The 23,429-nt window shown below is 68.5% G+C and carries 21 protein-coding genes; 7 read left to right on the forward strand and 14 right to left on the reverse strand.

Features of this window, described 5'->3' with window-relative positions; translation table 11 throughout:
• Positions 1–83: 83 nt before the first annotated feature.
• Entirely contained in the window at positions 84–551 is a 468-nt protein-coding gene (locus L687_RS32360; RefSeq protein ID WP_021199961.1) for an Lrp/AsnC family transcriptional regulator, read from the forward strand.
• Positions 548–1,942: an aspartate aminotransferase family protein gene (locus L687_RS32365; protein ID WP_021199962.1), complete on the forward strand. Its 1,395-nt coding sequence runs from the start codon at positions 548–550 to the stop codon at positions 1,940–1,942. Before L687_RS32360 ends, L687_RS32365 begins: the two co-directional genes overlap by 4 nt.
• A 31-nt stretch (positions 1,943–1,973) precedes the next feature.
• On the opposite strand, the gene L687_RS32370 is transcribed toward L687_RS32365, so the two are convergent.
• Positions 1,974–3,515, reverse strand: coding sequence for a PucR family transcriptional regulator (locus L687_RS32370; RefSeq protein WP_235045228.1), 1,542 nt, complete (start codon positions 3,513–3,515; stop codon positions 1,974–1,976).
• A 101-nt stretch (positions 3,516–3,616) separates the two neighbouring features.
• Between L687_RS32370 and L687_RS32375 the strand changes: the two genes are divergently transcribed.
• On the forward strand, positions 3,617–5,101 hold the full coding sequence (locus tag L687_RS32375) for a CoA-acylating methylmalonate-semialdehyde dehydrogenase (RefSeq protein ID WP_021199964.1): 1,485 nt from the start codon (positions 3,617–3,619) through the stop codon (positions 5,099–5,101).
• A 15-nt stretch (positions 5,102–5,116) separates the two neighbouring features.
• Positions 5,117–6,505, forward strand: coding sequence for an aspartate aminotransferase family protein (locus L687_RS32380; RefSeq protein WP_021199965.1), 1,389 nt, complete (start codon positions 5,117–5,119; stop codon positions 6,503–6,505).
• A gap of 163 nt (positions 6,506–6,668) precedes the next feature.
• Here the strand turns inward: L687_RS32380 and L687_RS32385 are convergent, their stop codons facing one another.
• The 12 genes from L687_RS32385 to L687_RS32435 form a co-directional block, all read right to left on the reverse strand.
• Entirely contained in the window at positions 6,669–6,902 is a 234-nt protein-coding gene (locus L687_RS32385) for a hypothetical protein (protein ID WP_021199966.1), read from the reverse strand.
• 20 nt (positions 6,903–6,922) lie between these two features.
• Complete coding sequence (locus tag L687_RS42465; RefSeq protein ID WP_152525889.1) at positions 6,923–7,768, reverse strand: hypothetical protein; 846 nt, start codon at positions 7,766–7,768, stop codon at positions 6,923–6,925.
• 372 nt (positions 7,769–8,140) lie between these two features.
• Positions 8,141–9,805 carry an amidohydrolase gene (locus tag L687_RS32390; RefSeq protein ID WP_021199968.1) on the reverse strand — a complete coding sequence of 555 codons (1,665 nt, stop codon included), beginning with the start codon at positions 9,803–9,805 and terminating at the stop codon, positions 8,141–8,143.
• 2 nt (positions 9,806–9,807) lie between these two features.
• On the reverse strand, positions 9,808–10,683 hold the full coding sequence (locus tag L687_RS32395) for an ABC transporter permease (RefSeq protein WP_021199969.1): 876 nt from the start codon (positions 10,681–10,683) through the stop codon (positions 9,808–9,810).
• The gene (locus L687_RS32400) at positions 10,680–11,564 is read right to left on the reverse strand and encodes an ABC transporter permease (RefSeq protein ID WP_021199970.1); all 885 of its coding nucleotides are present in this window, start codon (positions 11,562–11,564) and stop codon (positions 10,680–10,682) included. The genes L687_RS32395 and L687_RS32400 overlap by 4 nt, the downstream gene beginning before the upstream one ends.
• Positions 11,557–12,735 (reverse strand): polyamine ABC transporter substrate-binding protein, encoded by a 1,179-nt coding sequence (locus tag L687_RS32405; protein ID WP_021199971.1) that lies wholly within the window; start codon positions 12,733–12,735, stop codon positions 11,557–11,559. The genes L687_RS32400 and L687_RS32405 overlap by 8 nt, the downstream gene beginning before the upstream one ends.
• The gene (locus L687_RS32410; RefSeq protein WP_021199972.1) at positions 12,732–13,892 is read right to left on the reverse strand and encodes an ABC transporter ATP-binding protein; all 1,161 of its coding nucleotides are present in this window, start codon (positions 13,890–13,892) and stop codon (positions 12,732–12,734) included. The genes L687_RS32405 and L687_RS32410 overlap by 4 nt, the downstream gene beginning before the upstream one ends.
• A 137-nt stretch (positions 13,893–14,029) precedes the next feature.
• Complete coding sequence (locus L687_RS32415) at positions 14,030–14,758, reverse strand: FadR/GntR family transcriptional regulator (protein ID WP_021199973.1); 729 nt, start codon at positions 14,756–14,758, stop codon at positions 14,030–14,032.
• Positions 14,759–14,791: 33 nt separating this feature from the next.
• Positions 14,792–15,571, reverse strand: a complete 780-nt coding sequence (locus L687_RS32420) for a 3-oxoacyl-ACP reductase (RefSeq protein WP_021199974.1) — start codon at positions 15,569–15,571, stop codon at positions 14,792–14,794.
• A gap of 39 nt (positions 15,572–15,610) precedes the next feature.
• Positions 15,611–16,972: an aldehyde dehydrogenase family protein gene (locus tag L687_RS32425; protein ID WP_021199975.1), complete on the reverse strand. Its 1,362-nt coding sequence runs from the start codon at positions 16,970–16,972 to the stop codon at positions 15,611–15,613.
• Positions 16,969–17,721, reverse strand: a complete 753-nt coding sequence (locus tag L687_RS32430) for a gamma-glutamyl-gamma-aminobutyrate hydrolase family protein (RefSeq protein WP_021199976.1) — start codon at positions 17,719–17,721, stop codon at positions 16,969–16,971. Before L687_RS32430 ends, L687_RS32425 begins: the two co-directional genes overlap by 4 nt.
• Positions 17,702–19,057, reverse strand: a complete 1,356-nt coding sequence (locus tag L687_RS32435) for a glutamine synthetase family protein (protein WP_021199977.1) — start codon at positions 19,055–19,057, stop codon at positions 17,702–17,704. The genes L687_RS32430 and L687_RS32435 overlap by 20 nt, the downstream gene beginning before the upstream one ends.
• Positions 19,058–19,213: 156 nt before the next feature.
• Between L687_RS32435 and L687_RS32440 the strand changes: the two genes are divergently transcribed.
• The gene (locus tag L687_RS32440) at positions 19,214–20,764 is read left to right on the forward strand and encodes an amino acid permease (RefSeq protein ID WP_021199978.1); all 1,551 of its coding nucleotides are present in this window, start codon (positions 19,214–19,216) and stop codon (positions 20,762–20,764) included.
• A gap of 63 nt (positions 20,765–20,827) precedes the next feature.
• Here L687_RS32440 and L687_RS32445 read toward each other — a convergent pair whose 3' ends face one another.
• Positions 20,828–21,100, reverse strand: coding sequence for a metal-sensitive transcriptional regulator (locus L687_RS32445; protein ID WP_021199979.1), 273 nt, complete (start codon positions 21,098–21,100; stop codon positions 20,828–20,830).
• Positions 21,101–21,205: 105 nt separating this feature from the next.
• Here L687_RS32445 and L687_RS32450 point away from each other — a divergent pair, with 105 nt between their 5' ends.
• Together L687_RS32450 and L687_RS32455 are read left to right on the forward strand one after the other, a co-directional pair.
• Positions 21,206–22,483, forward strand: a complete 1,278-nt coding sequence (locus L687_RS32450; RefSeq protein WP_029267154.1) for a DUF445 domain-containing protein — start codon at positions 21,206–21,208, stop codon at positions 22,481–22,483.
• Between the two features lie 2 nt (positions 22,484–22,485).
• Positions 22,486–23,418, forward strand: a complete 933-nt coding sequence (locus L687_RS32455; protein WP_021199981.1) for an arginase family protein — start codon at positions 22,486–22,488, stop codon at positions 23,416–23,418.
• The last annotated feature ends 11 nt before the right edge of the window (positions 23,419–23,429 follow it).

Consider the following 23,429-nt stretch of genomic DNA (forward strand, 5'->3'; position numbering starts at 1 on the left):
ATTTCCTGCCGATTCCGCTGGACGAATCGCCAGATTCTGCGAAATCGGTTGCCGAGCGCATTGCGGAGTGCGAAGATCGCACCATGAGTCCGGCGAAGAAGCACCCTTCCCTCGATGCGGTCTCGAAGACGATCGTCGAGCTGCTCCAAGAGGACGGCCGTCGTTCGTATTCGGAGATCGGCCGCACCGTCGGGATGAGCGAAGCCGCGGTGCGCCAGAGGGTGCAGCGGCTCACCGAGTCGGGTGTGATGCAGATCGTCGCCGTCACCGACCCGATGCAGCTGGGCTTCCACCGCCAGGCCATGATCGGCGTCCGCGTGTCCGGCGACGCGCGCCGTGTCGCCGAGGCCATCGCCGCGATCGAGTCCGTCGACTACGTGGTCATCACGGTCGGCTCGTTCGACGTCCTCGCCGAGGTCGTCTGCGAGGACGACGACGACCTGCTCGCGCTGATCAACGACGTCATCCGCCCGATCGATGGCGTCCTCTCCACCGAAACCTTCATCTACGCCAAGCTGCAGAAGCAGCTCTACAACTGGGGGACCAGATGAGCACCGCACGCACCATCCCTTCCGAGTCCGCACTGCAGACGATGGCGAAGGACCATCTCTGGATGCACTTCACCCGGCAGTCGACGATGGCGGAGTCGGGTGTGCCCATCATCGTCAAGGGAGACGGGCATCGGATCTGGGATGCCAAGGGCAAGGAATACTTCGACGGCCTGGCCGGACTCTTCGTCGTGAACGCCGGCCACGGTCGGCGTCGGCTGGCCGAGGCCGCGGCGGCGCAGGCCTCCGAGCTGGCCTTCTTCCCCCTCTGGTCGTATGCGCACCCGGCAGCGATCGAGCTGGCCGACCGTCTCGCCGACGAGGCGCCGGGCGACCTCAACAAGGTCTTCTTCTCCACCGGGGGCGGCGAGGCGGTCGAGACCGCGTTCAAGCTCGCGAAGCACTACTGGAAGCTGCAGGGCAAGCCCGCCAAGCACAAGGTGATCTCTCGCGCCGTCGCGTATCACGGCACCCCGCAGGGCGCGCTGGCGATCACGGGCATCCCGGCGATGAAGTCGATGTTCGAGCCCGTCACCCCCGGCGGCTTCCGCGTGCCCAACACCAACTTCTACCGCGCGGCCGAGATGGGTGGACCCGCCGACGACCTCGAGGCATTCGGACGCTGGGCGGCCGACCGCATCGAGGAGATGATCCTCTTCGAAGGCGCTGACACCGTGGCCGCCGTGTTCCTCGAGCCGGTGCAGAACTCCGGCGGATGCTTCCCGCCCCCTCCCGGCTACTTCGCCCGCGTCCGCGAGATCTGCGACCGCCACGACGTGCTGCTCGTCTCGGACGAGGTCATCTGCGCCTTCGGCCGCCTCGGTCACACCTTCGCCTGCACGGGCCTGGGCTACGTGCCCGACATGATCACGTGCGCCAAGGGCATGACGAGCGGCTACTCCCCCATCGGCGCGACCATCGTCAGCGACCGTATCTACGAGCCCTTCTCGAAGGGCGATCTGTCCTTCCCGCACGGCTACACGTTCGGCGGACACCCGGTGTCGGCCGCTGTCGCTCTGGAGAACCTGGCGATCTTCGACGAGGAGGGGCTGAACGCGCACGTGCGCGAGAATTCCCCGCTGTTCCGCACCGAGCTCGAGAAGCTGCTCGACCTGCCGCTGGTGGGCGACGTGCGGGGCGACGGCTACTTCTTCGGCATCGAGCTCGTGAAGGACAAGTCGACCAAGGAGACCTTCGACGACGACGAGTCCGAGCGGCTGCTGCGCGGCTTCCTCTCCCCCGCCCTGTTCGAGGCCGGTCTGTATTGCCGCGCCGACGACCGCGGCGACCCCGTGATCCAGCTCGCGCCGCCGCTCACCGTCGGGCCTTCGGAATTCCGCGAGATCGAGCAGATCCTGCGCGACGTGCTGACACGCGCGCAGTCGGTGCTCTGACCCTCGCGCGCACCGATCGGGCGGATACGGGTCAGGCCACCGGCACCGCGCTCCGCTTCGCCAGCAGCGCGAGGTGGAGCGCGGCGAGCGTCTCCCCGTCGTCGAGGTCGACGTCGAGCAGATCACCGATCAGGGTGAGCCGCTGGTAGAAGACGGATCTCGAGAGGTGGCTCGCGGCCGCCGCCGCGGAGCGATTTCCGGGGTGGGTGACGAGCGCCGCGAGCACGTCGAGCAGGTCTCCGCGCCGGTCGCGGTCGTACGCCACGACCGGGGCGAGCATCCGCTCGCTGTGCGCGAGCAGGCGCTGATCGTCACGCAACGAGGCGACGAAGCGCTCGAGCGGACGGTCGTCGACGCGTCGCACGCGCGGGCCGGATTCGGAGCGGTCGCTCGCCGCGAGGTCTCTCGCCGCGCGCAATGAGGCGAGCAGCCCCAGGACATCTTCGGCGGGAGGGCCGACGAAGACCGTGCGCGCGGGCCCGGCGATGCGCACGGCGAGAGCATCGGTGAGCAGCGCGGACTCAGGGAGCGACAGCAGGGCGACGTCGTCCTCTCCCACGCGTGCGGCGACCACGGCGGCCCCGGCCTGCCGAGCCCGGTAGGCGAGCTCGGCCGCCGACTCCGCCCCGCGGGCGACGATGCCGTGGCAATGCCGACCCGAAAGAGCGAACCCGCCCGAAGCCAGACGGGCGGCGATGTCGGCCGGGTTCGCGAACCGCGCGCCGAGCAGATCGTCGATGATGCCCCGCTGCGCGAGCAGCGACCACTCGGTGTCGCCCCCGTCCGCCAGGCAGCCGAAGGCCAGTGCCGTCGCCCCCTGTTCGAGCACCGTGTGCCGGCCCGCCGGGTGCACGGGGCCCGGAAGGGCGAGCAGGGTTCCCCACCGCACCCCCCGCGCCTGCACCGGGATGCGATCGGCCGCGTCGAGCTGTCCGAGCGCCTGCGCGACCGGCATCCGCAGGGTCTCGAGCGCGATCACCTCGTGCGCGAGGTTCTCCAACACGACGGGCGCGCCGAGCGCTCTCGCGGTCTCGGCGACGACGACGTCGGCCGGAGCGCCCTGCAGGCTCAGCGCAGTGAAGAGCTCGTGCAGGCGCTGGCGTTCGTGCAGCGCATCCGTCTGAGCGGCGATGAGCGATCTGTGCACCGACTCCGTCACCGCGACGAACTTGATCTCGCTGGTCAGGGCGATCAGGGCGAGACCGACGTCCCGGCACACCTCGGTCACGGCATCGGGGATCTGCGATTGGCCGGACCCGAGCTCCACGACGATGCCCGCGATCCCCGCACGGTGCAGGGCTCTCGCGAAGTCGCGCAGCTCGTCCGGAGCCGTCGGCCATCCCGCCCCGGTGCTGAGCAGCAGCTCGCCGCCGTCGAGCAGTCGGGCGACTCCTGCGCTGTCGGAGACATGCACCCAGCGCACGTCGGCATCGAGAGCGGCGCCGCCCACGACCACGTCCGGTGCGCCCGCCTGCAGCACCGGATCGGCGAGAACGTCGGCCACCGTGAGCACACCCCCTGCCCGACTCGGACGATCTGTCCGATGCGGGCTCAAGTCCTGACGTTCTGACACCACTCGACGCTCTTCCGCTCTGTGATCATTGAGGAACATCAGCGTATCGAACGTTCAGTCAGAGTGTTCGAATCCGTATTCTTCAGCCTCGGAGGAACATCGTGGACATCGTCCGTCACGTCATCAACGGAGTGGAGGCCGCAGAAGCGGCCCGCACCGGCCAGGTCTTCGACCCCGCCACCGGCCAGGTGTCGAAGCAGGTCGCATTCGCCTCGACCGCCGAGGTCGACTCCGCCATCGCCGCGGCGGCGGCCGCGCTCCCCGCCTGGCGCGAGACGAGCCTGATCAAGCGCGCCGACGTCTTCTTCCGCTTGCGGCAGCTGCTCAAGGAGCGCACACCCGAACTCGCCGCGATCGTCACCTCCGAGCACGGCAAGGTGCTCTCGGACGCTGCCGGCGAGGTGTCGCGCGGCATCGAGAACGTCGAGTTCGCGGCGGGACTCGTGCATCTGCTCAAGGGTGAACGCAGCGAGCAGGTGTCACGCGGTGTCGACGTGCACTCGGTCAAGCAGCCGGTCGGCGTCGTCGCGGCGATCACACCGTTCAACTTCCCGGTCATGGTGCCGTTGTGGATGGTCGCCTCGGCGATCGCTTGCGGCAACACGGTCGTGCTCAAGCCGAGCGAGAAGGATCCGTCGGCTTCCGTGTGGCTCGCGAAGCTCTTCGCCGAGGCCGGGCTGCCCGACGGCGTGCTCAACGTGGTCCACGGCGACAAGGAGGCCGTCGACGCGATCCTGGAGTCGCCCCGGGTCGATGCCGTGAGCTTCGTCGGCTCGACCCCCATCGCCCGCTCGATCTACCAGCGCGCCTCGGCCGCCGGCAAGCGGGTGCAGGCGCTCGGCGGCGCGAAGAACCACATGGTCGTCATGCCCGATGCCGACATCGACGCGGCTGCCGACGCAGCGGTCTCCGCCGCCTACGGCTCCGCCGGCGAGCGCTGCATGGCCGTCTCGGTGCTGGTCGCCGTCGGCGACATCGCCGATGACCTCGTCACCGCGATCGCCGATCGCATCGGCGGCCTCACGATCGGTGCCGGCACGGATGCCGCGAGCGAGATGGGTCCGCTCATCACCCGCGAGCACCGCGACAAGGTCGCCTCGTACGTGACGGGCGCCGAGGGCGAGGGCGCGAAGGTCGTCGTCGACGGCACGCAGAAGCAGTTCGACTCGGAGGGCTTCTTCCTGGGCGTCAGCTTGATCGACGAGGTCGCGCCCGGCATGAAGGTCTACGACGACGAGATCTTCGGCCCGGTGCTGTCGGTCGTGCGCGTCGAGACCTACGCCGAGGCGGTCGAGCTGGTCAACGCCAACGCCTACGGCAACGGCACCGCGATCTTCACGCGCGACGGCGGCACCGCCCGGCAGTACGAGTTCGACATCGAGGTCGGCATGGTCGGCGTCAACGTGCCGATCCCGGTGCCGATCGGCGCCTACTCGTTCGGCGGATGGAAGGACTCGCTGTTCGGAGACTCCCACATCTACGGTCCCGAGTCGGTGCACTTCTACACACGCTCCAAGGTCGTCACCACCCGGTGGCCCGACCACACGCCCTCCCAGGTCGACCTGGGCTTCCCGAGCAACCACTGACGAGGAGCGACCACGATGACGAACTTCACCGACCGCCACGGCGTCTCGCACCCGCTCCCCGCGCCCGAGGCCGAAGCGCAGGTGCGTGCGGACGACCGCGGCCACGTGTTCCATTCCTGGAGCGCGCAGGGCCTGATCGATCCGCATCCCGTCGCCGCGGGCGAGGGCTCGACGTTCTGGGACTACCAGGGCAATGCGTACCTCGACTTCTCGAGCCAACTCGTGAACCTGAACCTGGGGCACCAGCATCCCGACCTGGTCGCGGCGATCCAAGAGCAGGCCGGGCGTCTCGCGACGATCCAGCCCGCGATCGCCAACGACGTGCGCGGGGAACTCGCGCGACTGATCGCCGAGGTCGCGCCGGAGGGCCTGGAGAAGGTGTTCTTCACCAACGGCGGCGCCGAGGCCAACGAGTACGCGGTGCGCATGGCCCGCCAGTTCACCGGCCGTCGCAAGGTGCTGTCGATGTACCGCAGCTACCACGGCTCCACATCGACCGCGATCTCGCTCACCGGCGACCCGCGGCGTTGGGCGAACGACACCGTCGACTCCGGCGCCGTGCGCTTCTTCGGACCGTACCTGTACCGCTCGCCGTTCCACGCCGAGACCCCGGAGCAGGAGTCCGAACGAGCACTCGCGCATCTCGAGCAGACGATCCAGCTCGAAGGGCCGCAGACGATCGCGGCGATCATCATCGAGACGGTCGTCGGCACCAACGGCGTGCTCGTGCCGCCGCCCGGATACCTGCAGGGCGTGCGCGCGCTGTGCGACCGCTACGGCATCGTCTACATCGCCGACGAGGTCATGGTGGGATTCGGGCGACTGGGCGAATGGTTCGGCATCGACGCGTTCGACGCCAGCCCCGACCTGATCACCTTCGCGAAGGGCGTGAACTCGGGCTACGTGCCCCTCGGCGGCGTGGTGATCTCCGACCGCATCGCGAGCGCCTTCGACACGATGCCCTTCGCCGGCGGGCTGACCTACTCGGGGCACCCGCTGGCCTGTGCGGCGGGTGTCGCGACGTTCGAGGTGTTCCGTCGCGACGGCATCCTCGAGCGCGTGCGCGACCTCGGCGAACGCGTGGTCGGTCCGACCGTGCGCTCCTGGGCCGAGAAGCACCCGAGCGTCGGCGATGTGCGCGGCCTCGGACTGTTCTGGGCGGTCGAGCTGGTCCGTGACCAGGAGACGCGCGAGCCCCTCGTGCCGTTCAACGCCTCCGGCGCGGATGCCGCTCCGATGGGCGCCTTCGCCGCTGCCGCCAAGAAGGCCGGCGTCTGGCCGTTCACGCATTTCAACCGCATGCACGTGGCCCCGCCGCTGGTGATCAGCGAAGAAGACCTGGTGCGCGGACTCACCGTGCTCGACGAAGCGCTCTCCGTGGCCGACGAGGCCGCCGCAGGCTGACGCGAGAACACGGGTTTTCAGATGACGACCTTCGACCCTCGTACTACGAGCCCGACTACAGCCCTCGCTACGACCCACGCGAACCTCAACGAGGGCACTAGCCGCTAGTCCGGAACAGCGGAGGGGTGAGCGCAGCCGCTCTCACCCCTTCTCGTTCGTCACTTCATGTTTGTTGACGCCTCAGAGCCGCGATAAGGGCTCTGGAGAATCTTCTTTCTACAAGATAGAGCGCCGTCATCATGAGCAGCAAGATCGCTGCAGCGATCGCGCTCAGCATTGGAGGGTCATTCCAGAAAACGATGGCTGCGACCAGCGCGAGGACAGGCGCCACCCAGCTGATGATGAGAAGACTGCGCTTCCGTTTCGCCATAGGGCCAAGTTCATTGAGAGAGACCATGGTTGAAGCTCCTTATCTCCTTACGGTCCTGTACACCAGATGTGACCCGCCCAGGTCCAGTACACCCAGATGCCCTTACCGGCCTGGTTGCATAGCCCCAGCCCCACGTTGTAGAGAGCTACCGGGCCAACAAATCCTGGAATCAGTGCGTACAGGATGGACGCAGTTTGACTGATCGAGACCTTGTTCGCGGGGATCCACGTTTTCCCTCCCCACCAATAGGTCGGATCGGCGACGACCGGATAGGCCACATCGCGGGCAGTGTGTTCAACGACCTGCACGAGCTGAGTGCCATCAACTTCGTATCGAGTCGGAACTGCAGCGCCGTTCGCATCGACCGCCCATGGCACATTCGTTGTGATCACCGTGATGCCATCTCGATCCGCAACCACCGCTGATCCGTCCTCGACCAACATCACCGAACCGCCGACAGGAACGTCGATTCCGTAGGCGAAGCGCTCGGGAGCTTTCGATGAAGCGATCGTGGTGAGCATCTGCACACCATCTGAAAATGGCACGACCGTGTTAGCCACACCGTTATCCGAGGGGTATGCGACAGCCCCCGATTCCAATGAGACGCCCGCTTCACCCCCTTCCGAAGCAGGAAGGCTGATGCCCACCACAGCATCCCCGACGGCGAGCTTCACTCCCTCGGACGCATCCCGCGGCACGGTAACCGTGCTTCCTCCGACATCGAGCACCGCCACCGCATCATCTGTACGCGAAGACGCCGCCGCATCCTCAACCAAACCTGCCCTCACTCCGGCAAGAGCCCGCTCAACGTCTGCCACCGAAACCGTGTCAACATCCTCGGACGCATATGCCGGACCCACCCACGTACAGATCAGAGCCAGGGAGGCCACCACCGCCCCAGCCGAAACCTTTGTTCGATATCTCACTGTGTTTCTCCGATCACTCGACCCGCCGCGCGCACAAGCATCCCGCACTCCAGCAGAACCTGTCTGTCCACCATTCGGGGGACGGACCAGCGAAACCCGCACCACATCGCGAAGAGCGACCGATATACGATTAGGCGGCAAACTCCACTCTCACGTCGATGTGTTCGACTGGTGGCTTCCCGAGGTCTACGCCGGCCCCACCTTTCGCACGCAGATCGTTGTGCGTCCGGCGGCCGCCGAGGAGATCGCAACGCACCAGGTCTGGGGGCGGTTAGCGACCGAGGGGCCCTGAGCTACTCCCCCCGATTTCCCTCGGCGTAATTGTCGGTGTGGTGTCACTCAGTCGCCCACGGAGTCGAACACCCGCTCTCCCCCGACCCAGGTGCCGCGCACCTCGGTCAGACCGATCTCCTCCGCCGGATGCTCGAACGGATCCCGGTCGAGCAGGGCGAGGTCGGCCCGCATCCCCACCGCGATCGTCCCGGTGTCGTCGAGGTGGTTCACCCGCGCCGATCCCGCCGTGTAGGCGACGAGGGCCGTGGCGAGGTCGATCGCCTGCTCCGGGAGGAACGGTTCGTAGTCGCCCTCCCACTCGGTCGGCGCGGAACGGCGGTTGACGGCCACGTGGATCGCCGCCATCGGGTTCGGCGTGCTGACCGACCAGTCGCTGCCCGCCGCGAGCGCGGCACCGGAACGCAACAGGTCGCCGAACGGGTACTGCCACGCGCTGCGCTGCGCTCCGAGGAACGGGATGGTGAGGTCGACCATCTGCGGCTCGAGCGTCGCCCACAGCATCTGCATGTTGGCGGTGACGTCGAGCGCCCGGAACCGCGGGATGTCGTCGGGGTGCACGACCTGGATGTGGGAGATGTGATGCCTGTTGCCGCGTGGCCCATTGCGCACGAGGGCGGCCTCGACCGCATCGAGGCACTCCCGCACGGCGCGGTCGCCGATCGCGTGGAAGTGCAGCGTGAAGCCCAGGGCATCGAGTCGGGTCGCGGCCTCTTTGAGCAGCTCCGGATCGACGAAGGAGATCCCCGAATCCTCGCGCGGGTGCCCGTGGCCGTCGCAGTACGGTTCCAGCATCGCGGCCGTGAAGTTCTCGGCGACGCCGTCCTGCATGATCTTCACGCTGCGCGCCCGGAAGCGCCCGACCGTGCTCTCGTCCCGACGGCGCACGATGTCATCGATCTGCTCCAGGCCCCGTGATCGATCCCACCACAGGGAGCCGACGACGCGACCGGTGAGCGCCCCGGATGCGGCGGCGGTCCGATAGGCCGGGAGCGGATCGCCCGCATCGCCGTACTCGGTGCCGACGATCGCGTCCTGCCAGGCCGTCACCCCGTAGGAGTGCAGGTGGCGCTGCCCCTGCAGGAGCGCCTCCACGAGTCGCTCGGGCGCCTCGGTCGGCAGGAGCCGGTTGACCAGGCCCATCGCGCCCTCGTGCAGCGTGCCGCTGGGGGCACCGGTCTCATCGCGCTCGATCCGCCCGTCCGCGGGGTCGGCCGTCTCGCGGGTGATGCCGGCGAGCGCGAGCGCACGGGAGTTGACCCAGGCACCGTGTCCGTCACGGTTCGGCAGGAACGCCGGGCGATCGGGCACGACGGAGTCGAGGTCTTCTGCCGTCGGTGTGCCTCCGGGGAACGCCGACATCTGCCATCCGCCCCCGAGGATCCACTCGTCGTCCGGGTGCGCGGCCGCATACCGGGCGATCCGGTCGAGGTACTCCTCGCGGGTGGCCAGAGCGGACAGATCGCAGCGGAGCATGTCCAACCCGCCCCACACCGGGTGCACGTGCGCGTCCTGGAATCCGGGCACCAGCAGTCCGCCGGCGAGGTCGATCACCTCGGTCTCCGGCCCGATCAGCGCCGCGACGTCGTGCCCCACCGCGCTGATGAACCCGTCCGTCACGGCGACCGCGTGCGCCGTGGTGCGCGCGGCATCGGCAAGGAACACCCGCCCTCCGCGCACGCCACCCGTGAAGACCAGATCTGCGTATCCCACGCTCAACCCCCTGCCATCGTGCGGGCGATCTCGGTCGCCGAGTCCCCCGCCCTCTTCAGAACCACGGCCACCAGCGCGAGCGCCAACAGCGTGAGTACGAGCATGATCGTCGACACCGCGGCGATCTCCGGACGCAAGCCGCTGCGCAGCGCGCTGAGCACGTAGACGGGCCACGGCGTCGTTCCCGACACCTGCACGAACGCCGACACGACCGTGTTGTCGAGGCTCAGCGTGAACGAGAGCAGGAACCCGGCGAGCACGGCCGGCATCGCGAGCGGCAGCGTGATCTTGAGGAACGTGCGCACGGGCGGCGCGTAGAGGTCGGCCGATGCCTCCTCCAGGCGGGCGTCGAGCCCGACCAGCCGCGCCCGCACGATGTACGACACGATGGCGATCGAGAACAGCGACTGCCCCACCACGAGTCTCATCGTGCCGTCGTTGAAGATGCCTATCCCGGCATCCTGCCCGAGGAACACCAGCCACGGCAGCAGCGCGACCGCGTCGACGATCTCGGGCGTGACCGACACGAGCAGCAGAAGCCCGAGGAACCACCACACCCACCTGCCGGGATTGCGTGCCATCGCGATGCCCGCCAGCGTGCCCAGCGCGGTGGCGAGCAGAGCCGCGAGCAGACCGGTGCGCACCGACACGAGCACGGCATCGCGGATCGCGGGCTTGTTCACGATCGCGAGGAACGAGTCGAAGCCGAAGTGGTCCCAGGACACCAGCAGGCGCCCGACGTTGAACGAGTACGCGATGATCACGAGAATCGGCAGGAACAGGAACAGGAACACCAGCGCCGCCCAGATCGGCAGCACGAAGCGTCCTGCGCCGCGGCGCACGCGCGGTGCCGTCATGGCGGTCTTCGTATCGGTCATGATCCCTCCCCCAGGACGAGTCGGTTGCGTTGTCTGAGCGGCAGGGTCAGGAGCCAGAGGAGTCCGGCCGCGACCGCGATCGAGAGCATGATGACGATGATCAGCAGCACGGCCATCGCCGAGCCCAATGCCCAGTTCTGCGCGGTCTGGAACTGGCTCGCCACCACCTGCCCGATCATGTTGCCCTTCGCTCCGCCCAGCACGGTGGCGGTGATGTAGTCGCCCATCAGCGGGATGTACACCAGGAGCACGCCGGCGATGATGCCGGGTCGGGCCAGCGGCACCGTCACCCGCAGGAAGGTCGTGATGCTGTTCGCGCCCAGGTCCTTGCTCGCCTCGCGCAGCGGTCCCGACACCCGGTCGAAGGCGACGAACAGCGGCAGGATCATCAGCGGCAGGTAGTTGTAGACGACGCCGAGGAGCACGGCGCCGCGCGAGTACAGCAGGTCGAGCGGACCGGGGATGACCCCGATCCCCTGCAGCAGCTGCGAGAGCCAGCCCTCGGGCGCGAGGATCACCTGCCAGCCGATGGTACGCACCAGGAAGTTGGTCCAGAACGGCACCATCACCAGCGCGAGAAGCAACCCCCGCTTCGAGGGCGGTGCCTTCACCGCGATCCAGTACGCGACCGGCCCGCCGATCACGAGGCACAGGGCCGTGCCCAGGATGCCGATCCACAGCGTGTTCAGGAACGTGCTGAAGAAGGTCGGCGAGAGCGCCTCGAGGTAGCGGTCGAACGAGAGGTGGTCGAGCGCATGCGTGGCGAAGATGCTCGGCTTGTATCCGAAGCTGAACACGATCACCATGAAGATCGGGGCGACGAAGAAGACGAGCAACCACACCCAGGCCGGGATGGCGAGACCGAACTTGAGCTTAGGCACCAGCAGCCGCCTTCATCGAGTTCCAGATCGAGACGACGCGGTCCTGTGCGTCCGTCAGCTTGCCCTCGTGCATCGTGGCCACCTGCTCCTCGTCGAAGAACACCATGTCGAGCCGTTCCAGCCCCGCGGCCTCCGCCTCCTCCCGGATCCCCGAGATGCCGGTGTCGTAGCCGATGTAGTCGACCTGTGCGAGCTGCACGTCGGGCTGCAGCACGAAGTCGATGAACGCGTGCGCCGCCTCGGGGTGCGGGGCACCGGCGGCGATCGCCCAGTTGTCCATCCACAGCTCGGTCGCGGGGCTCCCCAGCACCCACTGCCACCGATCGGGGTCGTCGGACTCGAAGATGCCGAGCCTCGCGTCGCCGTTGTAGGACTGCAGCAGCGCGTGCGAGGCCTGCGGGATCGACGAACCTCCCGGGTACGAGTCGAACGCCGAGATGTGCGGCGCGAGGTCCTTCACCAGGAACTTCTCGACGGCGTCGAGGTCGTCCGGGTCCGTGGTGGTCCAGTCGATACCGTTCGCCCAGAAGTAGATGCCGAGCAGCGGCGCCGGATCGTCGAGCACCGAGGTCGAACCGGAGGCCTCGTTCTGTGCGGCGTCGATGAAGTCGTTCCAGGTCGTGAGCTCTCGGGAGATCACCCTCTTGTCGTACACGAAACCGGTCGTCCCCCATGCCTTACACACGGAGTACTCGTTGCCCGGATCCCACGAGCGCCCGCGGAACTCCGGCGCCACGTGCTTCATGTTCGGCAACAGGTCGAGGTTGAACTTCTGCAGGAGGCCGTTCTCGGCCATCGGTCCGACGAAGACGCCGGTCGGCACCACGATGTCGTAGCCCGAGGTGCCCCGCGCCGCGACGAGCTTGGCGATCAGCTCTTCGTTCGAGTTGAAGGCGTCGAGCACGATGCGCGGGCCGCTCTCGGCTGTGAACTGCTCGAGCACTTCCGGCGCGTCGTAGTCGCCCCAGCTGTAGATCGAGAGCTTGTCCTCGAGCGGTCCCCCCTTGGCGTGCACGGCCGCGGCGTTCTGGCCCGGTGCGCACGCGCTGAGCACGACCGCGCCGCCCGCCATGATGGCGGTGGCGAGAAAGCCGCGCCTGGTCAGCTCGGTGCGGATCACCCGCGCGGCGCTCCGGTGCGCGAGCACCCGCACCGGAGGCGTACCGGTCACCGGCCGCCGTCCTTGGGCAGGGTGATCACGTGCGTCGCCGTCGTGGGGATGCCGTCCGCGGCGAACAGCCGTGCATCCGCGGGATTCCAGACGCAACGGACCTCGTCGTCGACTCCGACCTCCGGCGCGGTGGGCGCCGGCATGCGCGAGAGGAACGTGGCATCCTCGCCGATGCGCACCGCGACCTGCAGTGTCTCGCCGAGATGCGAGACCCCGAGCACACGACCGCGGACCCCTGCACCCTCGCCCTGTTCCAGGCGGACGTACTCGGGCCGGATCGCAGCGACCGCCGGCTGACCGGCGGCGACCCGCTCGCCACCCCAGCGACCGGCGATCACGCCGATCGCCGTGTCGACGGCCTCACCGTCGGCACGCACCGTGCCATGCACGAAGTTCTGCTGCCCGATGAACGAGGCGACGTAGGCCGACGCGGGCTCCGCATAGATGGCCGCGGGCGCATCGAGCTGCTCGATCCGTCCCGCGCGCATCACCGCGATCCGATCGCTCATCGACAGCGCCTCGGCCTGATCGTGCGTGACGAACACGAAAGTCGTACCGAGGCGGGCCTGCAGAAGCTTGAGCTCGAGCTGCATCTCCTCGCGCAGCTGACGGTCCAGCGCCGCGAGCGGCTCATCCAGCAGGAGCACGCTCGGCCGGTTGATGAGCGCCCGCGACAGCGCGATCCGCTGCTGCTGGCCGCCGGAGAGCTGCGTCGGCTTGCGATCGGCGAACGCCCGCAGCTGCACCATGTCGAGCGCTTCACTCACCCGCTCCCGCTGCTCGGCTTTGGGAACGCGCCGTTGCTGCAGACCGTAGGCGACGTTCTCGGCGACCGTGAGGTGCGGGAACAGGGCGTAGGCCTGGAAGACGGTGTTGACCTCGCGCCGATAGGGCGGCAGGTTCAGGACACTGCGGCCGGAGATGAGGATGTCCCCGGCATCCGGATACTCGAAGCCCGCGATCATACGCAGCGTGGTCGTCTTCCCACAGCCCGACGGACCGAGGAGCGAGAGGAACTCGCCCGGTTGCACGTCGAGACTCAGGTCGTCGACCGCGATGGCCGTGCCGTACCGCTTGGTCACGCCATCGATGCGGACCGCACCGGTGACGGTGGGTGCGTCGAGTGTCGCCGTCGACGTTCGGGTGGTGTCGGGCATGGAGCCTCCCCATTGAGATTCGCTTGCCGCGAGTCTGGCACAGGAAAGTCGCCAGGTATAGCGAAATCGGAAGTCTCTTGATCAATTCGCAACGATATCCGTTGCGAATCGTCGAAGTCGCGACCGATTAGCGCTGATCAGATGAGGAACCCGCGCAGCAACGCCTCGGATCCGGCGAGGTGATCGCGCATCGCGGCCTCGGCCGCATCCGGGCGTCCGGCGAGGATCGCCGAGACGATGCCCTCGTGCTGCGCGCCCGAGTGCTGGATATTGCGCGGCATCAGCGGGAACGTGTCGAGCCAGGCGTTCACATCCGCCCTGTTCTCGGCGACCAGCGCGACGAGCGAGGGGATGCCCGCGGCCTCGGCGATCGCCAGGTGCAGCAAAGTGTCCAGGCGCCGGTATTCATCCGGCCCGGCCGGCAGAGCCGCCTCGTGCCGCGCCCAGAGGTCGGCGCGCGTCGCGGCGTCGAGCGATCGGCTCGCCGCGGCACGCACGGCACCGGTCTCGAGCACCAGGCGCAGCCCGAGCACATCGTCGATCTCCTCCGCGGTCACGGTGCCCGACACGGTCGGGTGCGGCAGCGGATCGGCGACGAACGTCCCTCCGTACCGGCCGCGCCGCGGGAGCAGGTAGCCGGTGTCCGCGAGTTCGCGGATCGCCTCGCGCACGGTGTCGCGACTGACCCCGAACGATGCCGCGAGCTCGCGCTCGGGCGGCAGGGATTCCCCCGGAGCGACGACGCCGAGACGGATCGTCTGCACGAGCCGGGCGACCGTGTCCTCCAGGGCGTTGCCGCGCCGCAACGGCCGGTAGACCGCTCTGCGCACCTCGACGAGGTCGCCGTCGTGGGGGTGCTCGCTCATGCCTTCACCCTGTCACAGCGAGGTGAGGGTCGCTCACAGCGGGGTGACGTAGGCGTTCGTGATCCCGCCGTCGACGACGAAGGCGCTCGCCGTGATGAACGACGAGTCGTCCGAGGCGAGGAAGGCGACCGCCGCTGCGAGTTCCGTCGGCTCGGCGAAGCGTCCCATCGGCACATGCACGAGGCGCCGCTGCGCCCGCTCCGGATCCTTCGCGAACAGCTCCTGCAGCAGCGGGGTGTTCACCGGTCCGGGGCACAGCGCGTTCACCCGCACTCCCTGGCGCGCGAACTGCACCCCCAGCTCGCGGGACATCGCCAGCACGCCGCCCTTCGACGCGGTGTAGCTGATCTGCGAGGTCGCGGAACCGAGCAGCGCGACGAAGGAGGCGGTGTTGATGATCGACCCGCGTCCCGCCGGCACCATGTGACGCAGCGCGGCGCGGCTGCACAGGTACACGCTCTTGAGGTTCACGTCCTGCACCCGATCCCACGCCGGGAGCTCGGTCGTCTCGATCGAATCGTCGTCCGCCGGTGAGATGCCCGCGTTGTTGAAGGCGATGTCGATACGTCCGAACTCCTCGGCGACGCCGTCGAACAGCGCATTTACCAGGTCTTCGTCGGCGACGTCGACCCGGCGGAACACCCCACCCACCTCGGCAGCCGCCGTCTCGCCCGTGGCCGGATCGACGTCGGCGATCACGACGAACGCACCCTCCGCTGCGAAGCGCTGCGCGGTGGCGAACCCGATTCCGCTCGCGCCACCGGTGATGATGGCGACGCGGTCCTTCAGTCGCTGGGTCAGATCGATGCTCATGTGGGTTCTCCGTTCCGGATGGGGTGGGTTGCGCGACGATCAGGATTCATCGGTCGCGAAGAAGACGTTCTTGGTCTCGGTGAAGTGCTCCGCGGCGTCCGGCCCGAGCTCGCGCCCCAGCCCCGACGCCTTCATGCCGCCGAAGGGCGTGGAGTACCGCACCGAGGAGTGAGAGTTCACCGACAGCACGCCGCTGCGCACACCACGCGCGACACGCACCCCGCGCCCGAGGCTCTCGGTCCACACCGAGCCGGCGAGACCATAGGCCGTGTCGTTCGCCAGGCGGATCGCGTCGGCCTCGTCTTCGAAGGGCATCACCGCGAGGACGGGACCGAACACCTCCTGCTGGGCGATGCGGTCGGCGGGAGCCGCGAGCACGACGGCCGGCGCGAACCAGAAGCCGTCTCCCTCGGGCGCGCTCCCGCGGAACGCGATGTCGGCGCCGTCGAGGAACGAGGCGACGGTGTCGCGGTGCCCCGCCGAGATGAGCGGCCCCATGTCGGTGTCCTCACGCGCGGGGTCGCCCACGCGCCACGCGGTCACGGCCGGTTCGAGCAGCTCGAGGAAGCGGTCGTACACCGAGCGCTGCACCAGGAGCCGACTGCGTGCGCAGCAGTCCTGGCCGGCGTTGTCGAACACCGAGCCCGGGACTCCCGCCGCCGCGCGTTCGAGGTCGGCATCGGCGAAGACGATGTTCGCGCTCTTGCCGCCGAGCTCGAGCGTCACGGGCTTGAGCGCCCTGGCGCATCCGGCGGCGACCTCGATCCCGACCTCGGTCGAGCCCGTGAAGACCACCTTGCGCACATCCGGATGCTCGACCAGGCGCTGACCGACGACCGAGCCCGAGCCCGTGACGACCTGGAACAGCCCCTCGGGGAGCCCCGCCTCGAGCGCGAGCTCGCCCAGGCGGATCGCGGTGAGCGGTGTGAGCTCGGCCGGCTTCAGCACCACGGCATTGCCCGCGGCGAGCGCCGGCGCGAACGCCCAGGACGCGATCGTCATGGGGAAGTTCCACGGCACGATGACGCCGATCACGCCGTAGGGGTCGTGGAAGGTGACGTCGAGACCGCCGGCCACCGGGATCTGACGCCCGGACAGCCGCTCCGGGTCGGCGGAGTAGTAGTTGAGCACCTGGGCCACGTGGCCGGCTTCCCACCGGGCCGAGCCGATCGGATGCCCCGAGTTGAGCACCTCCAGCTGTGCCAGCTCCTCGACCGCGCCCTCGACCGCACGGGCGAACGACCGGAGGACATCGGCTCGCGCGACCGGGGCGAGCGCCGCCCATCGGCGCTGAGCAGCGACGGCGCGGGCGATCGCGGCATCGGTCTCGGCGGCATCGGCACGGGCGACGTCGCGGATCGCTTTCCCGGTCGACGGGTTGATGACTGTGAACGCGCTCATCGGGCGCCCTCCTTCCGCCGCGCGGCGAGCGCACGAGCCTGTGAGACGAGATCGGCGAAGAGGCGCCGGTCGTCGGCGTTCTCCTCCGGATGCCATTGGATGCCGACGATGTGGCCGGCCGAGGTGTCGACGAACGCCTGCACGAGTCCGTCGTCGGAGTGCGCAGCCGCGACCAGCCCTTCCCCGAGGCGATCGATGCCCTGGTGGTGGTAGCTGTGCACGCGCACGTCGCCCGCACCGAGCACCTCGGCGAGCGCGGTGTTGTCCGAGACCTCGATGTCGTTCTCGGCGAAGATGCCGCCGCCGAGGCGGTACCGCTCGGTGCCGAGCGATTCGGGTAGATGCTGCTGGAGTGTGCCTCCCCGTGCCACGTTGACGAGCTGCAGCCCTCGGCAGATCGCGAGCACCGGGATGCGTCGTCGCTCGGCCGCACGGAACAGCGCCAGCTCCCACGCGTCGCGGTCCACGCGTGCGGGATCGGTGAGCGGATGCCGCTCCTCGCCGTAGAGCTCGGGGGCGACATCCGCACCTCCGGAGAGGATCAGGCCGTCCATGCCGGCGATGGCGGCCTCCGCCGACGCCGGGTCCTGCGGCGGCAGCAGCAGCGCAATGCCGCCGGCATCCGTCACCCCGGTCAGATACTGCTCGGGCAGGAACGCCGCCCGCACATCCCACACCCCCTGCTGCGCCCGCTCGAGATAGGTCGTGACACCGATCAGCGGGGCCAGGTCAGAGCCGCTCGAAACCACGGATGCGCTCCCAGTCGGTGACGGCGGCGTCGTAGGCCTCGACCTCGATGCGCGCCTGGTTCAGGTAGTGGTCCACGACGTCGTCGCCGAACGCCGCGCGGGCGATGGATGATTCGCTGAACAGCTGCGCCGCCTCCCGGAGGGTGGTGGGCAGGTGCTCGACGCCGGATTCGTAGGCGTTGCCTGTGAAGCGCTCGGGCAGGGGCAGCTCGTTCTCGATGCCGTACAGGCCCCCGGCGATGATCGCCGAGATGCCGAGGTAGGGGTTCACGTCGCCGCCCGGCACCCGGTTCTCGACCCGGAGGCCGGAGCCGGAACCGATCACGCGCAGCGCGCAGGTGCGATTGTCGATGCCCCAGGCGACGCCGGTCGGGGCGAAGCTGCCCTTCGCGAACCGCTTGTACGAGTTGATGTTGGGCGCGTAGAGCAGGGTGAACTCGCGCAGGGTCGCGAGGATGCCGGCGATCCAGTGCTCCATGATCGGGCTGAACCCATGCTCGCCGCCCCCCGCCATCACCGGGGTGCCGTCGGCGGCACGCAGGGAGAGATGGATGTGGCAGCTGTTGCCCTCGCGCTCGTTGAACTTGGCCATGAAGGTGAGCGCCTGTCCGTGCTGCTCCGCGATCTCCTTCGCGCCGTTCTTGTAGAGCGCATGCTGGTCGGCGGTCTCGCGCACCTCGGCGTAGCGGAACGCGATCTCCTGCTGCCCCAGGTTGCACTCCCCCTTCACGCCCTCGCAGTACAGACCCGCGCCGTCCATGCTGTTGCGGATGTCGCGCAGCAGGGGTTCGAGGCGCGTGGAGGCGAGCAGGTTGTAGTCGACGTTGTAATCGGTCGACGGTGTGAGCCCCTCGTACTTGCGGGCCCAGGCTTCGCGATAGGTGTCGTCGAAGACGATGAACTCGAGCTCGGTGCCCGAGAACGCGGTCCAGCCCCGCTCGGCGAGACGGTCGCGCTGGCGATCGAGGATGGCTCGCGGCGAGGGCCCCACCGGTTCACCGTTCCCCCACACCAGGTCGGCGATCACGAGCGCGGTTCCATCGAGCCACGGGATGCGGCGGAGGGTCGCGACGTCGGGCCGCAGCACCATGTCGCCGTACCCGCGATCCCATCCCGACATCGCGTAGCCGTCGACCGTGTTCATGTCGACATCGACCGACAGGAGGTAGTCGCAGGCTTCGGCGCCGTGATGCAGGATGTCCTCCTGGAACAGCCTCGCGGAGACCCGTTTGCCGACCAGCCGTCCCTGCGCATCGGCGAAGGCGACGATCACCGTGTCGATCTCGCCGGCGGCGATGCCGGCATCCAGCTGCTCGATGCTCAGGTTTCCCGACATCTTCTCGCTCCCGTCGTCGTGGTGAAGCGATCGGCCGACCGGCTTCGCCCTCAGAGTAGATCACCTCGGCGTCTAAAGGTAGACGAAACCACCATTGACTGCCACAATCATCCGCAAGGTGCACCCGGCGCCTGTGTGCATGCGAACGGAGAGCGGATGTCTGAGCAGAGCAGTGAGTCCCGCAAGGTCGCTGGGGCGACCTATACACGTGCCGGAAGCGAGTACTTCGAGAAACGGACGCTGAAGAGATCCGCCGGCGTCTGGGGACTGTGGGGGCTCGCGGTCGCAGCCGTCATCTCCGGCGACTTCTCCGGATGGAACTTCGGTATCGACTTCGCGGGCTTCGGCGGGATGCTGATCGCCTTCGTGATCCTCGTCCTCATGTACTACGGCATGATCTTCGCGATCGGCGAGATGGCCGCGATGATGCCGCACACCGGCGGCGCCTACTCGTTCGCCCGTTCCGCGATGGGCCCGTGGGGCGGCCTGGTGACCGGCGCCGCCGAGACCATCGAATACGTGGCGACCACGGCGGTGATCGTCTACTTCTCGGCGTCGTATGCGAACGGCATCACGAGCGAGCTGCTGGGGCTGGAACTGCCGGGGTGGCTCTGGTACCTGATCCTCTACGTCGTCTTCATCGCGCTGAACTCCGCGGGCGCGGCGATCTCCTTCCGCTTCGCGATCGTCGTGTCGATCATCTCGATCGGCATCATCCTGGTCTTCTCCCTGATGGCGATCTTCTCCGGCGCTTTCAGCTGGGACGCTCTCTGGAACATCGCGCCCGATCCGGGCCAGACCGAGTTCCTGCCACACGGGGTGCTGCCGATCCTGTTCGCCCTCCCGTTCGCGATGTGGTTCTTCCTCGGCATCGAAGAGCTGCCCCTGGCCGCGGAGGAATCGCACAATCCCACCCGCGACATCCCCAAGGCCGGATTCTGGGCTCGCGGCACCCTCATCGTCACGGGTCTGCTCGTGCTGTTCCTGAACACGGGCGTGATCGGGGCCGAGGCCACGGGCACCGCCGGCGAGCCCCTGCTCGACGGCTTCCGCGCGATCGTCGGCGACCAGCTCGCCGCGGTGCTCGCCCTCTTCGCCCTGATCGGACTGCTCGCGTCCCTGCAGGGCATCATGTTCGCCTACGGCCGCAACATGTACTCGCTGTCCCGTGCGGGCTACTACCCGCGGTTCCTGTCCCTCACCGGCAAGCGACAGACCCCCTGGGTGGCTCTCGTCGTGGGTGCGGCGATCGGCTTCGTCGCCCTCATCGTGCTCGATGTGCTCGCGGCCGTCGACGCCGAGGGCGCGGGTTCGGTCGCCGGTGCGATCGTGCTGAACATCGCGGTCTGGGGTGCTGTGCTCGCCTACGGCCTGCAGCTGGTGTCGTTCATGATCCTGCGGAAGAAGTATCCGAACGTCGACCGCCCGTACCGCAGCCCGTGGGGCATCCCCGGTGCGGCCGTCGCGCTGGTGATCGCCGCACTCATCTTCGTCGGATTCCTGCTGAACCCGACGTTCGGCCCGGCGATCATCGCCATCGCGATCGTGTACGTCGTGATCCTGCTCGGATTCGGGCTGTTCTTCCGCCACCGCCTGGTGCTCTCCCCGGAGGAGGAGTACGCGATCTCGGGCGGCTCGCACGGCGATCCGCAGACCGAGGGCTATGACGCCATGGAGGGTGAGGTGTTCGACGACAGCGGCCGGTGAGTCCGCGCACAGCGCCTCGACGAGTCGGTCGGGGCGCTGTGTCGTGCCCGACCCCGGAGCGCTCTACTTGCGGTCGAAGTCGAAGGCCTTGAGCAGCTCGACGACGGCCTTGTCGCGCTCCTCGCCGCCCTCGTCGAACATGTGCGTCACGTGCGTACGGAGGTGGTTCTCCAGCAGCAGCCGGTTCAGCGACTCCAACGAGCGCTGGATCGCACGGGACTGCGTGATGATGTCCATGCAGTAGTCCTCGTTCTCGATCATCCGCGCGACGCCGCGCATCTGCCCCTCGAGGATGCTGGTGCGGTGCAGCGCACGCTTCTTGATGTCTTCGATCACCCCTTGAGGGTACTCGTCTCTCCGGGTGCGCGGCTGTCTGCGCACCGAGACACCGCACCGTCGCCGGTCGGGACCGTCGGGGCAGCACCGTGAAAAGATGACGTCATGCCGCGAACACCGATGACGCAGCTCTCGCCCGCCGACCAGGAGCGCCTTCGCGCGCTCCGACGCATGAAGGCCGTCGCCCTCGGGGCTCTGGTGTTCATGGCCGTCGTGTTCGTGTTCGCCTTCGCGTTCCAGCAGCGGTTCGACGGGCTCGCCTATGTACGCGCCGCCGCGGAGGGCGGCATGGTGGGTGCCCTCGCAGACTGGTTCGCGGTGACCGCGCTCTTCCGCCGTCCGCTCGGGCTGCCCATCCCCCACACCGCGATCATCCCGAACCGCAAGGACGAGATCGGCCGCTCCCTCGGGGAGTTCGTGGAGACGAACTTCCTCGCAGCCGACGTGGTGCGCACCAAGCTGTCGAGCACGCGGATCGCGCTCCGCGCCGGTGAATGGCTGCGCGAGGCCCCGCACGCCGAGCGGGTGGGCACCGAGGGGGCGACGATCGCCACGGCCGTGCTCAATGCGCTGAGCGACGACGACGTACGCGACCTGATCACCGATCTCGCCCGCGAGCACCTCGTCGATCCCGAGTGGGGTCCGCCCGCCGGAGCGTGGCTGGAGAAGATCGTCGAGGCGGATGCCCATCATGGCGCTGTCGACCTCGCCGCCGACAGCATCGCCCGCTGGCTCGATGCGAATGCCGATTCGTTCACCGGCCTCGTCTCGCGACGGCTTCCCGGGTGGGTGCCGAAGCTCGCGCACCGGTTCGTCGACGACACCGTCTATCACGAGGCCGTCAAGTTCGTGCACGCCGTGCAGGCCGACCCGCGCCATCCGGCTCGTCTCGCCGTCGACGGCTACCTGGCGCGTCTGGCGGACAGCCTGCAGAACGATCCGGCCACGCGCGCGAAGCTCGAGAACGCCAAGGCCTCGCTGTTCGACAGCCCCCGTGTCGGCGCCCTGGCCGCCGAGGCCTGGAACACCGCGAAGAACGGCCTGCTCACGGCCCTCGCCGATCCGCAGAGCGGTCTGCGCCGCCGCGCCGTGCAGGCACTGCAGGAGGTCGGCGAGCGCCTCACGACCGATACCGCGCTGCAGAATCGGGTCGACACGTGGGTATCCGACGCCGCGGTCTTCCTCGTCGACCGCTACCGGCACGACATCGCCTCGATCATCACCGACACCGTCGAGCGCTGGGATCCGGCCGAGACCACCGAGAAGATCGAGCTCATGGTCGGCCGCGACCTGCAGTACATCCGCCTGAACGGCACGTTCGTCGGCGCCCTGGCCGGTCTCGCCATCTTCTCCATCGCCCACGCCCTGATCCCCGGAGTCTGACCATGTCCCCCTCCTCCCGACAGTTGAGTCACGACCCGCTCTGGCCGCGTGCCGGAAACTGGCCCGCCTTCGACACCGCCGCCGACGCCGTGCTGCTCGGAGTACCCACCTGGCGCACCTCGCTCTCACCGACCGGAGCCCACGCGACTCCGGCCGCCATCCGCGACGCCCTCCCCCGCTACGGGACGACTGTGATGGGGCCTCCCATGGTCGAGCTCGATGACGTGCTGCGCATCGCCGACGCCGGTGACGTCGCCGACCCGGACGGTTCCGCCGGCGAAGCGAGGGTCATCTCCCGCGTGCGCGATCTCGCCGCGGCCACGAGACTCGTGATCGCACTCGGCGGCGACAACTCGCTCACATATCCCGTGGCACTCGGCGCCGAGGCGACGGGACTGATCACCTTCGACGCGCACTTCGACCTGCGCGACGGCGTCTCCAACGGCACGCCCGTGCGGCGTCTGGTGGAGGACGTCCCCGGCTCATCCTCGCTGCACACGTCTCGGATCGACCCGACGAGGATCGTGCAGATCGGGATCGCCGACTTCGCGAACTCGGCCGCCTACGCCCGGCGCGCCGCCGACTGGGGCATCCGCGTCATCACACTCGACGAACTGCGCCGCCGCGGCATCGACGACGTGGTCGCGGAGGCGGTGGAGGTCGCCGGCGCCGGAGCCGATCCGCGCGTCCATCTCGACATCGATGTGGACGTGTGCGACCGCTCCGTCGCGCCCGGGTGCCCCGCGAGCGTTCCCGGCGGCCTGCAGGCATGGGAGCTTCGGGCCCTCACACGTGCCGTGGCTGCGGACGCCCGCGTCGTGAGTGCCGACCTCGCGGAGGTCGATGCGACCGCCGACGCCGACGATGCCCGCACCGTGCGGCTCGCGGCGCTGTGCGTGCTGGAACTGCTCACCGGGCTCGCCGCTCGCGGCTGAGACCACCGTGC

The sequence above is a fragment of the Microbacterium maritypicum MF109 genome (assembly GCF_000455825.1).
Classification (GTDB): domain Bacteria; phylum Actinomycetota; class Actinomycetes; order Actinomycetales; family Microbacteriaceae; genus Microbacterium; species Microbacterium maritypicum_A.

What these genes read in the sequence shown, in the direction of transcription:
- L687_RS32360 (WP_021199961.1), top strand. Translation starts at nt 84, where the DNA reads ATGAGTCCGGCGAAGAAGCACCCTTCCCTCGATGCGGTCTCGAAGACG.
- L687_RS32365 (WP_021199962.1), top strand. Translation starts at nt 548, where the DNA reads ATGAGCACCGCACGCACCATCCCTTCCGAGTCCGCACTGCAGACGATG.
- L687_RS32380 (WP_021199965.1), top strand. Translation starts at nt 5,117, where the DNA reads ATGACGAACTTCACCGACCGCCACGGCGTCTCGCACCCGCTCCCCGCG.
- L687_RS32385 (WP_021199966.1), bottom strand. Translation starts at nt 6,902, where the DNA reads ATGGTCTCTCTCAATGAACTTGGCCCTATGGCGAAACGGAAGCGCAGT.
- L687_RS32395 (WP_021199969.1), bottom strand. Translation starts at nt 10,683, where the DNA reads ATGACCGATACGAAGACCGCCATGACGGCACCGCGCGTGCGCCGCGGC.
- L687_RS32410 (WP_021199972.1), bottom strand. Translation starts at nt 13,892, where the DNA reads ATGCCCGACACCACCCGAACGTCGACGGCGACACTCGACGCACCCACC.
- L687_RS32415 (WP_021199973.1), bottom strand. Translation starts at nt 14,758, where the DNA reads ATGAGCGAGCACCCCCACGACGGCGACCTCGTCGAGGTGCGCAGAGCG.
- L687_RS32420 (WP_021199974.1), bottom strand. Translation starts at nt 15,571, where the DNA reads ATGAGCATCGATCTGACCCAGCGACTGAAGGACCGCGTCGCCATCATC.
- L687_RS32425 (WP_021199975.1), bottom strand. Translation starts at nt 16,972, where the DNA reads ATGAGCGCGTTCACAGTCATCAACCCGTCGACCGGGAAAGCGATCCGC.
- L687_RS32435 (WP_021199977.1), bottom strand. Translation starts at nt 19,057, where the DNA reads ATGTCGGGAAACCTGAGCATCGAGCAGCTGGATGCCGGCATCGCCGCC.
- L687_RS32440 (WP_021199978.1), top strand. Translation starts at nt 19,214, where the DNA reads ATGTCTGAGCAGAGCAGTGAGTCCCGCAAGGTCGCTGGGGCGACCTAT.
- L687_RS32450 (WP_029267154.1), top strand. Translation starts at nt 21,206, where the DNA reads ATGCCGCGAACACCGATGACGCAGCTCTCGCCCGCCGACCAGGAGCGC.
- L687_RS32455 (WP_021199981.1), top strand. Translation starts at nt 22,486, where the DNA reads ATGTCCCCCTCCTCCCGACAGTTGAGTCACGACCCGCTCTGGCCGCGT.